The sequence below is a fragment of the Pseudomonas tremae genome (assembly GCF_023278125.1).
Taxonomy (GTDB): domain Bacteria; phylum Pseudomonadota; class Gammaproteobacteria; order Pseudomonadales; family Pseudomonadaceae; genus Aquipseudomonas; species Aquipseudomonas tremae.
Window position 1 is genome coordinate 2,892,255 of sequence record NZ_CP066270.1, and the last position, 11,144, is coordinate 2,903,398.

Annotated in this window: 6 protein-coding genes; 1 reads left to right on the forward strand and 5 read right to left on the reverse strand. The window is 58.6% G+C overall.

Features of this window, described 5'->3' with window-relative positions:
* Positions 1-35 precede the first annotated feature (35 nt).
* From glgB to I9H09_RS13175, 3 genes are read right to left on the reverse strand one after another with little or no spacing between them, the layout of a single operon-like run.
* Positions 36-2,261, reverse strand: a complete 2,226-nt coding sequence (glgB, locus tag I9H09_RS13165) for a 1,4-alpha-glucan branching protein GlgB (protein ID WP_054998337.1) — start codon at positions 2,259-2,261, stop codon at positions 36-38.
* A complete protein-coding gene (treS, locus tag I9H09_RS13170) occupies positions 2,258-5,584 on the reverse strand; it encodes a maltose alpha-D-glucosyltransferase (RefSeq protein WP_122325059.1) in 3,327 nt (1,108 codons plus the stop codon). Before treS ends, glgB begins: the two co-directional genes overlap by 4 nt.
* Positions 5,585-5,603: 19 nt before the next feature.
* Positions 5,604-7,622 (reverse strand): alpha-1,4-glucan--maltose-1-phosphate maltosyltransferase, encoded by a 2,019-nt coding sequence (locus tag I9H09_RS13175; RefSeq protein WP_122346606.1) that lies wholly within the window; start codon positions 7,620-7,622, stop codon positions 5,604-5,606.
* 284 nt (positions 7,623-7,906) lie between these two features.
* Here I9H09_RS13175 and I9H09_RS13180 point away from each other — a divergent pair, with 284 nt between their 5' ends.
* Positions 7,907-8,065: a hypothetical protein gene (locus I9H09_RS13180; RefSeq protein ID WP_122311794.1), complete on the forward strand. Its 159-nt coding sequence runs from the start codon at positions 7,907-7,909 to the stop codon at positions 8,063-8,065.
* 51 nt (positions 8,066-8,116) lie between these two features.
* On the opposite strand, the gene I9H09_RS13185 is transcribed toward I9H09_RS13180, so the two are convergent.
* Both I9H09_RS13185 and I9H09_RS13190 read right to left on the reverse strand, forming a co-directional pair.
* Positions 8,117-8,863 carry an SDR family oxidoreductase gene (locus I9H09_RS13185; RefSeq protein ID WP_236502345.1) on the reverse strand — a complete coding sequence of 249 codons (747 nt, stop codon included), beginning with the start codon at positions 8,861-8,863 and terminating at the stop codon, positions 8,117-8,119.
* A gap of 102 nt (positions 8,864-8,965) precedes the next feature.
* Complete coding sequence (locus I9H09_RS13190) at positions 8,966-11,086, reverse strand: putative bifunctional diguanylate cyclase/phosphodiesterase (RefSeq protein ID WP_024690034.1); 2,121 nt, start codon at positions 11,084-11,086, stop codon at positions 8,966-8,968.
* Positions 11,087-11,144: the final 58 nt, after the last annotated feature.

An 11,144-nucleotide genomic window follows, 5' to 3' on the forward strand; every position in this document is an offset into this window, starting at 1 on the left:
AGAGGAATGATCGGACGTGCCAGGTCCGACCTTACTCAGTTGTTTGCAGGCTTTAGAATCAGCACAGCAAGTGGTGGCAAGTTCAGAGTAACGGACGCCGACAGGCCATGAGCAGGCTCGTCTTCGCTGATCACCTCACCGCCGTTACCTAAGTTGGAGCCTGCGTACGTTCCGGAATCGCTGTTCAGCAGCTCTGTCCAGGCGCCCTGCACAGGCACGCCGACGCGGTAGCCCATACGTGGCACTGGTGTCATGTTGACCACCACCAGAACCGGGTCGCCTTCGCGGCCCTTGCGCAGGTAGGCAAATACGCTATTGGCCTTGTCGTCACCGATCAGCCACTGGAAACCGGCCGGATCGGAGTCGAGTTCATGCAGCGCCCTTTCATCGCGGTATAGCTTGTTCAGGTCAGTGACCAGCTGTTTGACGCCGACATGCTCGGCATACTGCAGCAAATACCAGTCAAGCTCCCGATCGTGGTCCCATTCACGCCATTGACCGAACTCGCAGCCCATGAACAGCAGCTTCTTGCCCGGATGAGTCCACATGAAGGACAAGTACGCACGCAGATTGGCGAACTTCTGCCAATGGTCGCCAGGCATCTTGTCGATCAGCGAATGCTTGCCGTGGACCACTTCATCGTGCGAGATCGGCAGCACGAAACGTTCCGAATAGGCGTACACCAGGCTGAACGTCAATTCGCCGTGGTGGTGCTCACGGTGGATAGGATCCTGCTCCATGTAGCGAAGCGAATCGTTCATCCAGCCCATGTTCCACTTGTAATTGAACCCGAGACCGCCTTCCTGGGTCGGCCTGCTGACACCGGGCCATGCAGTGGACTCTTCGGCAATGACCATCGTGCCCGGTGCTTCCAGCGCAACAACGTCATTGAGGTGACGCAGAAAATCGATCGCTTCAAGGTTTTCGCGGCCGCCATGCCGATTCGGCACCCACTCGCCAGCCTTGCGCGAATAGTCGCGATACAACATCGAAGCCACGGCATCCACCCGCAGGCCGTCGATGTGGTAATGCTTGAGCCAGTGCAGTGCCGAGGCCAGCATGAAGCCATGAACCTCAGTACGGCCCAGGTTGTAAATCAGCGTGTTCCAGTCTTGGTGGAAGCCTTCCTTAGGGTCCACGTACTCATACAGAGCAGTGCCATCGAACTGCGCCAACCCGTGCGTATCGGTCGGAAAGTGCGCAGGCACCCAGTCGAGGATGACGCCGATTTCTGCTTGGTGGCAGGCATTTACAAATGCTGCGAAGTCTTCAGGTGAACCGTAGCGTGCCGTCGGCGCGAACTGGGCCAGTAACTGGTAGCCCCACGAGCCACCAAACGGGTGCTCCATGATCGGCATCAGCTCGATATGGGTAAAACCGAGTTTCTTGACGTAAGGGATCAATTGGTCCGCGAGTTCACGCCAATTGAACTGACGCCATTGACCTTCTTCGTTCTGCTCCATGCGCCAGGAGCCGGCATGCAGCTCGTAGATCGACATCGGCGCCGTGACTGCGTGGCGTCCCTCGCGCGATTTCAGCCACTCATCGTCATGCCACTCGAACTGCAACGGCGCGGAAATTTTCGACGCAGTGTCAGGCGGCAGCGTGGTAGCGAGTGCCATCGGGTCGCTCTTGAGCGGCAAAATTCCGTGGGCACCCAGGATTTCATATTTGTAAACCTCTCCCGGCTGCAGGCGCGGGACAAATATCTCCCATACCCCAGTGGGATGCCGCAAACGCATCGGGTGACGTCGGCCGTCCCAGCTGTTGAAGCTGCCGACCACAGACACACGGCGCGCGTTTGGCGCCCAGACGGCAAAACGCACACCGGCGACGCCATCAACCGTGGTCACTTGCGCACCTAGGCAGCTGCTCAGATCACGGTGATTGCCTTCGGCAAACAGGTACAAGTCCATTTCGCCCAACAACGGGGCGAAGCTGTAAGGGTCTTCGGTGATTTGCTCACCGCCGGCCCAATTTATTTTCAGCAGGTAAGGCTGCGGCTGCTCGAGATGCCCCACGAAAAAACCCGGGACCTCGCTCATCTCCATTTCGCCAAGTTCTCTACCGTCATCCCTTGCCAGCAGGCGTGCGCTCAGGGCGCCGGGCAGATAGGCACGGACAAACTGACCGCTTTCACCATCGCCATGCGGACCCAGGATCGAAAACGGGTCACGATGTTCAGCACGGATCAGCGCATCCAGATCCACGGCAGCGGGGATCGCGCGGCGACCCTTGGCGGTTTTTTCAGGCGCATTCATATTGGCTCTCCATCAGACGGTTGCAGCAACCCACGCAAGCCTTGCAAGGGAACAGCCAGCCATGCTGGGCGATTCTCGGCTTCGTAGATCACTTCATAAGCGGCTTTTTCCAGGGTGAACAGCTCCAGTGCAGCGTCCTCCCCTTTTGCATCCTTCCAGGCATGGGCCATCTCGGTGGTTGCCGAGCGATAGCCTTCGATGAAGGCGGCGCGGGCCTGCGACAGGTAAGTTTCGGCGACACGCTTGCGCGCCGCTGCCGCTTCCGGCGATGTGTCGACACTTTGCGCACTGCGTACGGCCATCGCCGCCGCATAGTCGAAGGAGCGAAGCACCCCACTCACATCCTTGAAAGGGCTGTGCTTGGCGCGACGCTCTTCAAGCGCACGAGCCGGCTCCCCTTCGAAATCGATCAGGTAGGCATCGCCCTTGACCACCAGTACCTGCCCCAGGTGCAGGTCACCATGTACGCGGATACGCAGGCCGCCGGCAGAGCGTTTGGCAAGGGTGTCGATGCGCTGACGAATCTGCTTGCGATGCGCCAGCAAATCACTGACCAGCTGCTGATCGTCTTTTTCCAGATCGCCCTTGCGCTGCTCGAGCAAATGTAACGCGCGCTCAAGCTGAGCGTTGACGCTGGCAGCAGAGGCCTTGCTATCCGGTGCGCTGGTGACTTCAACGGCAAAGTCCGGGTTATCAGTAGGCGCGGCGAGGATCTGGTGCATTTCACCCAGGCGCTGGCCCAGGCTGCGTGAAAAGTCCGCGAGCTCCAGCAGGGCGTTGTAATGCTGTTCCTGGCCAGACACGCCATGCGCCAGCTCGTCGCGGACCGCACGTTCGAGGTTGTTCTGCGTCCATTCCCAAGCATCGCCCTGATTGCTCAGATAGCCTTGAGCAATCATCAAAAGATTCGGCTTGCCGTCGTTACCGACGCGCACCAGCGATCCCAGCAGTGGCGAAATATTCTTGAAACCGGCCTGAGTCAGGAAGGCGCCCATCTCCAGCTCAGGGTGCGTCCCGGCACTGACCTTGCGGATCAGCTTGAGTACCAGGCTGCTGCCTACCACCACCGAGCTGTTGGACTGCTCGGCGGACAGATAGCGAACTTCCGACTCGTTGTTCAGACCCAACGGTACCAGCTGCGAACTTTGTTCAAAACGCAGCTCACCATCGGCACACGGAATCACGGTGTCCGACTGCATGCCTTGAATGACTGCACGAATGAAGGTTTCCAGCGTGAAGCCATCGGTGATCAGGCCGACATCGCGGTTGCGGCGAACCCTGGCGAGCGCCAGTTGTTGCGGCAGTGCGCTACTGATGTCGTCTTCGGCCAACAGACCGAATGGCAACTGATAACGCTCGGTCTGGCCATCTGCCGTAACCTCGATCTCGCTGAGCAAAACCGGATGAGCTTCGTCGCCAAAGCGTACTGCGTAGGCGACCTTGACCTGCTCGATGGGCTTGTCCTTGCCACCGAACCAGCGGCGTTTGGGCAAGTAATTAGCCAGCGAGGTGTTTTCCATGGTGCCGCGCAGCGGCTCGTCGAGCAATTCTTCAAGATGCTTTTTAAGCACCAGGGTCGGAAAGTCCGGCATGCTTTGCGCGGGTTCAATGTGCCAACTGGGCATTTGATTCTCCGGAGCCAATAGAAACCAATAAAAACCATACGGTGGGAGCGTGAGTAGATAGCTCAACTGACCGATAGGCGGAAACGCACTGCCGCCGAGCATCTCTACCGGAACCGTGCCCGCGTAAGCAGACAGTTCCAGCTCGGCCGCTTGCGCAGCGCTGGACATGTTGGCGACACACAACACGATCTCGTTGTGACCATCGGGAGCGGTGTATTCGCGGGTATAGGCAAGAATTCGCCGATTCGACGGCGAGAGCATTTTCAGCGTGCCGCGGCCAAACGCCTTCTGCTGCTTGCGCACAGCCAGCATGCGCCGGTTCCAGTTCAGCAGCGAATGCGGGTCGCGCTCTTGACTCTCGACGTTGACTGACTGAAAGCCATACATCGGGTCCATGATCGGCGGCAGCACAAGGCTGGCCGGATCGGCACGCGAGAACCCGCCATTGCGGTCGATGGACCATTGCATCGGCGTGCGCACACCGTCCCGGTCGCCCAGGTAAATGTTGTCGCCCATGCCGATCTCATCGCCGTAGTACAGGGTTGGTGTACCCGGCATCGACAGCAGCATGCTGTTGAGCAACTCGACGCGACGGCGATCACGATCAACGAGTGGCGCCAGTCGGCGGCGAATGCCCAGGTTGATACGCGCGCGGCGATCGGCGGCGTAATAATTCCACAGGTAATCCCGTTCACGGTCAGTAACCATTTCGAGGGTCAGCTCATCGTGGTTACGCAGGAAAATCGCCCATTGGCAGTTTTCCGGAATCTCCGGCGTCTGGCGCAAGATGTCGGTGATCGGAAAGCGGTCTTCCTGCGCCAATGCCATATACATGCGCGGCATCAAGGGGAAGTGAAACGCCATGTGACATTCGTCACCGTCCGGCCCTTTGCTGTCGCCGAAATACAGTTGCGTGTCTTCCGGCCACTGATTCGCCTCGGCCAGCAGCATGCGGTCCGGATAGTTCGCGTCGATCTCGGCACGAATGCGTTTGAGCACCTGATGGGTCTCCGGCAGGTTCTCGTTGTTGGTGCCATCACGCTCGATCAGATACGGGATGGCATCCAGCCGCAGACCGTCGATGCCCAGGTCCAGCCAGAAGCGCATGACTTCAAGTACCGCTTCCAGGACGTGCGGGTTGTCGAAGTTCAGGTCGGGCTGATGGGAATAGAAACGGTGCCAGAAATACTGCCCCGCCACCGGATCCCAGGTCCAGTTCGAGGTTTCGGTGTCCAGAAAGATGATCCGCGTTCCGTCGTATTTCTGATCGGTATCTGACCAGACGTAGAAGTCCCGCGCCTTGGAGCCAGGCTTGGCATTGCGGGCTTTCTGAAACCAGGGGTGCTGGTCCGACGTGTGATTGATGACCAGTTCGCTGATCACCCGCAGGCCACGCTTGTGCGCCTGGGCAATAAAGCGCTTGGCGTCGGCCATCGTGCCGTAGTCGTCGTGGACGTCCCGGTATTCGGAAATGTCGTAGCCATCATCCCGGCGCGGCGACGGATAGAACGGCAAAAGCCAGATCGTGTTGACGCCTAGAGCAGCGATGTAATCAAGCTTTTCAATCAGGCCTGCAAAATCGCCAATGCCGTCGTTATTGGCATCGAAAAACGATTTCACATGGACCTGATAAATCACCGCATCCTTGTACCAGAGCGGGTCTTTGATAAATGTCGCTTCACCGGGTTTCTTAGCCATTGCTGACTCCTTGGGAGTATTACTGCGAGGCCTGGATACGCCAGATTCCGAAAGGTTGCGAAGGGTCGAGACGCGTGTGCTGGTACTTGCCATACCAGGTCCAGCGATGACCGGTCATCAAGTCTTCGCCAGAGGTCGCGGCATCGTCGGCCAGGCCCATTTCCCAAAGAGGCAACTCAAAATCCGCTTCCTGCGCGTTGTGCGGATCAAGATTGATGGCCACCAGAACAAAGTTGCTGCCATCGGCAGAACGCTTGCCAAAGTACAGAATGTTGTCATTCCAGGCGTTGTACAGCTTCAAGCCCAAGTGGGTCTGCAGCGCCGGGTTCTGTCTGCGAATGCGGTTGAGCTGAGCTATTTCGGCGATGATGTTGCCGGGCTCGGCATAGTCACGAACGCGGATCTCGTACTTCTCCGAGTCCAGATATTCTTCTTTACCGGGGATCGGTGCCGCTTCACACAATTCGAACCCTGAGTACATGCCCCACAGGCCTGAACCCATGGTCGCAAGCGCAGCACGGATCAAGAACCCGGCCCGGCCGGAATCGTGCAGGAAGCGCGGATTGATATCCGGTGTGTTGACGAAGAAGTTCGGGCGATAGCAATCGCGCCACGGCACGTCGTTGAGTTCAGTGAAGTATTCCGACAACTCGGCCTTGGTGTTTCGCCAGGTAAAGTAGGTGTAGCTCTGGGTGTAGCCGACCTTGCCCAAGCGCGCCATCATCGCTGGCTTGGTGAACGCTTCGGCCAGGAACATCACTTCAGGGTGCTGGCTGCGCACTTCCCCGATCATCCACTGCCAGAACGGCAACGGCTTGGTGTGTGGGTTGTCGACGCGGAAAATCTTCACGCCTTCCTTGACCCAGCCCAGCACGATGTCACGCAGTTCAAGCCACAGGCCTGGAGTGGCATCGGGGGCATAGAAATCGACGTTGACGATGTCCTGATACTTTTTCGGCGGGTTTTCTGCATAACGAATGGTGCCGTCCGGACGCCACGAGAACCAGCCCGGGTGCTGCTTGAGCCAAGGGTGGTCCTGTGAGCACTGAATGGCAAAATCCAGGGCGATCTCAAGACCGTGATCAGCTGCAGCCTTGACCAGGTTGCGGAAGTCTTCGCGACTGCCCAACTGCGGATGGATGGCTTCATGGCCGCCATCTTCACTGCCGATTGCATACGGGCTGCCCGGATCATCAGGGCCTGCAGTCAGAGAGTTGTTAGGCCCCTTGCGGTGGGCGCGGCCGATCGGGTGGATCGGCGGGAAATACAGCACGTCGAAACCCATGTCGCGAATCATCGGCAGACGCGAGTGGACGTCGTTGAAAGTACCGTGACGTGCCTTGTCGTCTGTCATCGAACGCGGAAACAACTCATACCAACTGGCGAACTGCGCCAGCTCGCGCTCGACATTCAGCGGGAACTCCACGCTGCGGCTCAAAAACGCCTGATTGTCGGCCTGCTTCATCAGGTTCGCGGTGTCGCTGTGCAACAGCAGCGCTACCTTCTCGTCGTTGTCGGATTTTTCAAGCCGCCCTACCAGGTCTTCGATGTGCTGACGCTGTTCACCCTGACTGCGCTCTGCAGCATGCACCAGATGAATACGCCCTTCTTCCAGCTCCAGTTCGATGGACACACCGGCGCCGAACTTCTTTTCCAGTTCGTAGCGATAGCTGCCAAATTGGTCGATCCAGGCTTCAAGGCGAAACACATGACGGCAGACAGATGTCGGGGTGAACTCACCGACCCAGCTGTCGTTGCCCAATTCGTGCATGGGGGCCGTGTGCCAGTGTTCTTCATCTGCAGCGCGCCAGCGAATGTTGACCGCCATCTTGTCATGCCCATCGGCGTAGACCTTGCTGGTGACCGTAACCGCTTGCCCGGTGATTGCCTTCGCCGCAAACAGCCCACCGTCAATGACCGGCGACGTGTCTTCGATCACGATGCGCGGCAATTGCAGCGCTTGGGTAAGAGACAAAGGAAGGGTTGGGTGCGGGACATCGGTGGCCAGAGAATCCGGACCGTATGGCTGTTCATTCATCGAGCATCACTCCTCACGCCCCAAGGACGCTCCTGTGCATTCCATGCAATGGAAAAATTGACGGTATGGCAGCAGATGATCTAATTCAGCTGCCTAGGTTCCGAGCTGTCAACGAAAGTAAAGTTCAAAGGTTTTACGGTTGTTTGACCGGTGTGTCGAGGTGTGGGGTCAAGGTGCGAGCGAAGTGCGCTCGGGAAATCGGTGAGCAAGTGCGATAGGTAAAACGATTGAATCATCAATACGCAGCGGCAGTCGAAAGCTGCACCCACAAGGAGGCTGATGCCATGACGTTACCCAACCCGACAGAAGTGCCAGAGCCGAACATCGATGAGCCCATCCTGCCTGATCCGCCGCCTGAGCAGAAACCGCCTCCATCGACACCTCCCCCCAACGAAACTCCCGTGGGCGACCCGCCAGCCAATGCGCCGCCCGTCGTGGTGTGAGCCGTATAAGGCAGTGCCTGATGGTGCCTGTGTTTTAAAGCACAGGCGCCCTCAGCGCCCTCCCGCCACATCGATGAACGTGCCCGTCGTATAGGACGCTTTGTCCGACAGCAGCCAGAGGATGGCTTCGGCCACTTCTTCTGCGGTGCCGCCACGGCCCATTGGCAATGCCCCCTCCAGCTTGCTGACGCGGAACGGATCGCCGCTTAGGGCGTGAAAGTCAGTAAAGATAAAGCCCGGCCTGACTGCATTGACACGAATGTTCTCCCCCGCCACTTCTTTGGACAGCCCGATGGTGAAGGTGTCCAGCGCGCCTTTGGAGGCGGCGTAATCAACGTACTCGCCAGCCGAACCCAGTCGCGAGGCCAGCGAGGACACATTGACGATGCTCCCACCGTGCCCGCCATGTCGAGGCAGCATGCGCAGCAGGGCGTGTTTACTGCACAACATGGGGCCGACCACGTTGTTCATCATCATCTTGAGCATGCGAAACTCGGACATATCCTCGACCCTCGAAGCCTGGGCCAGAGTGCCTGCGTTGTTGACCAGATGAGTGACATGACCAAGTTCCGAGTCGACTCTGGCAAACAGCCGCATTATTTCGTCTTCGTTGCTGACGTCGGCCTGCACGGTGATCGCGTGCGCGCCCAGCGCTCTGACCTGCCCGGCGGTCTTTTCCGCCGAGGCGTGGTCGGACAGGTAGTTGATACAGATCCGGTAGCCCTGAGAGGCGGCAAGACGCGCAGTGGCGGCGCCGATCCCGCGCGAACCGCCGGTGATGATGAGGACTTTTTCCATGGACTTTCTCGTATTTTTTCTGAAGCCGGCGTTGAGGCGCAGTGGACACCTGCACGTTCGCCAGACGCCGCTGATCGTGCCAGCCTTTGTCATCCAGCGCCATCAAAGCGTGTCAGAAAACCTCTGCCTGCCATCGTCAACACCGGAGGCGCCCTTGGCTTCGGTTGCCCGGATCTCGTCGAGAAACTGCTGCGCAGGCAAAGGGTGACCGAGCAGGAAGCCTTGCAGAGCGTGGCAGCCCAGGTGGGTCAGAAAGCGCTGCTGCACAGCGGTTTCCACGCCTTCGGCGACGATTCGCAGGTTCAATGCCTGGCCTACGGCGACGATGGCCGACACGATGGCAGCGTCGTCGGTGTCGTGCTCAAGATCACGCACGAACCCTCGATCGATCTTGATTTCATTGGCCGGTAGCCGCTTGAGATACATCAGGCTGGAGTAACCCGTACCGAAATCATCGATCGACAGGTCAACGTCCATCTCCGAAAGCCTTTTCAGCACTGCCAGGCTGACATCAGCGTCATGCATGGCGGTGGTCTCGGTAATTTCCAGCGTCAGACAGTTGGCCGGAAGCTGATGGCGGTCCAGGGTGTCAGCTACTGCCGTGACCAGCCCGGAATGGCAGAACTGCAAGGCCGACAGGTTCACCGATATGCGCCAGTGAGGGTAACCCTGGGTGTACCATTCGCGCATCTGTCTACAGGCTTCGTCCAGCACCCATTCGCCGATCTGGATGATCAGGCCGGTCTTCTCGGCCAAACCGATGAACAGGTCCGGGCCCAGCAGACCGCGTTGCGGATGGTTCCAGCGCAACAGCGCCTCTGCCCCGACCGGCAAACCGCTCAATGCGTCGAATTTGGGTTGGTAGTACAGACAGAAATGCTTCTGCTTGAGTGCCACGCGCAAGTCCTGCGACAGCTGAAGCTGGTTGAGTGCATTGCTGTTCATCGAGGCATCGAAACAACTGAAACCGTTCTTGCCCGCTGCCTTGGTGTGGTACATGGCCGCATCGGCGTTGACCAGCAGTTCGTGCTGCGTCACGCCATTGCCAGGATAGACGCAGATACCGATGCTCAACGAAATCTGCAGTTGATGCCCGCCTATTTCGAAGGGATGACTGATCACGCTGACCTGGCGTGCAGCGACCAACGTTGCTTCCTGGGGATCGTTCAGCTCGACCAGCAGCACGAACTCATCGCCCCCGACCCGCGCAAGCGTGTCCTCGCGATGCAGGTTCTCGCGCAGCCGCATCGCCACCTGTCGCAGCAGCAAGTCGCCGACATGATGGCCAAAAGCATCATTGACCGGTTTGAAACCGTCCAGATCCATGAACATCAGCGCAAAACAGCCGCCCTGCTCCCGGGTCTTCTGCATCGCATGCTCTATACGGTCGGTCAGCAGCACGCGATTCGGCAAACCTGTCAGTTTGTCGTGCAAGGCCAAGTGGGTCAGTTCCAGGTTCGCCTGAGTCAGCGAATTCGCGAGCACCGCAGTGCGCGCCTCCAGGTGGGAGTCAAGAAGGCAGGTCAGCAAGGTGATACTCAGCACTGCCAGGCTGGTGACGAGTACAAGGGGGTTGAGATCATCCGCACTCACACCGCTGCTCCATGCCCCGCAGAAGCTGCCATCGGCAAAGTGGGCAGCGGCCATGCCGGTGTAATGCATGCCGACGATGGCCACACCAAGCACCACCGCTGCTGCAGTTCGAGCCAGATAGACGCGCGGTCGTTGCTGGCGAAGCATGAAGCCCATCCTCAAGCCGGCGGCCGATGCCAGGACGGCAATGATCAGAGACAGGATCAGCCATCCCGTGTCGTACTCGATGGCAGGCTGCATGCGCATTGCGGCCATGGCGATGTAATGCATCGAGCTGATACCGAGACCGAGCAGCAGTGCGCCCAAGCACAGCGGCAGTGCGGTCAGCTGCCGCTGGCTCACCAGCCACAACGCAAATCCGGATGACAGGATTCCGATTACCAGAGAACACAACAGCAGCGCAATGTCATACGCCAGCTCGAACGGCAGCGCGAACGCCGACATGCCGATGAAATGCACGGACCACATACCGACGCCCATTGCGAACGCACCGCCTGCGATCCACACATACAATGTCTTGCCGTTGGCAGAGACGATTCGCCCGGCAAGATCGAGTGAGATATAGGACGCTAGTACCGCAACAACGACGGAGATCATGACAAGCGAGGGGGTATAACTGCCAATCAACATAAACGCACCTGGGGCCCAATGAGCGCGTCCATGCCGATCTTGCGGACGATTGTACGCA

Excerpts from the sequence above, each read along its gene's own strand:
- I9H09_RS13175 (WP_122346606.1), bottom strand. The coding sequence starts at position 7,622 with ATGAATGAACAGCCATACGGTCCGGATTCTCTGGCCACCGATGTCCCG.
- treS (WP_122325059.1), bottom strand. The coding sequence starts at position 5,584 with ATGGCTAAGAAACCCGGTGAAGCGACATTTATCAAAGACCCGCTCTGG.
- I9H09_RS13180 (WP_122311794.1), top strand. The coding sequence starts at position 7,907 with ATGACGTTACCCAACCCGACAGAAGTGCCAGAGCCGAACATCGATGAG.
- glgB (WP_054998337.1), bottom strand. The coding sequence starts at position 2,261 with ATGAATGCGCCTGAAAAAACCGCCAAGGGTCGCCGCGCGATCCCCGCT.
- I9H09_RS13190 (WP_024690034.1), bottom strand. The coding sequence starts at position 11,086 with ATGTTGATTGGCAGTTATACCCCCTCGCTTGTCATGATCTCCGTCGTT.
- I9H09_RS13185 (WP_236502345.1), bottom strand. The coding sequence starts at position 8,863 with ATGGAAAAAGTCCTCATCATCACCGGCGGTTCGCGCGGGATCGGCGCC.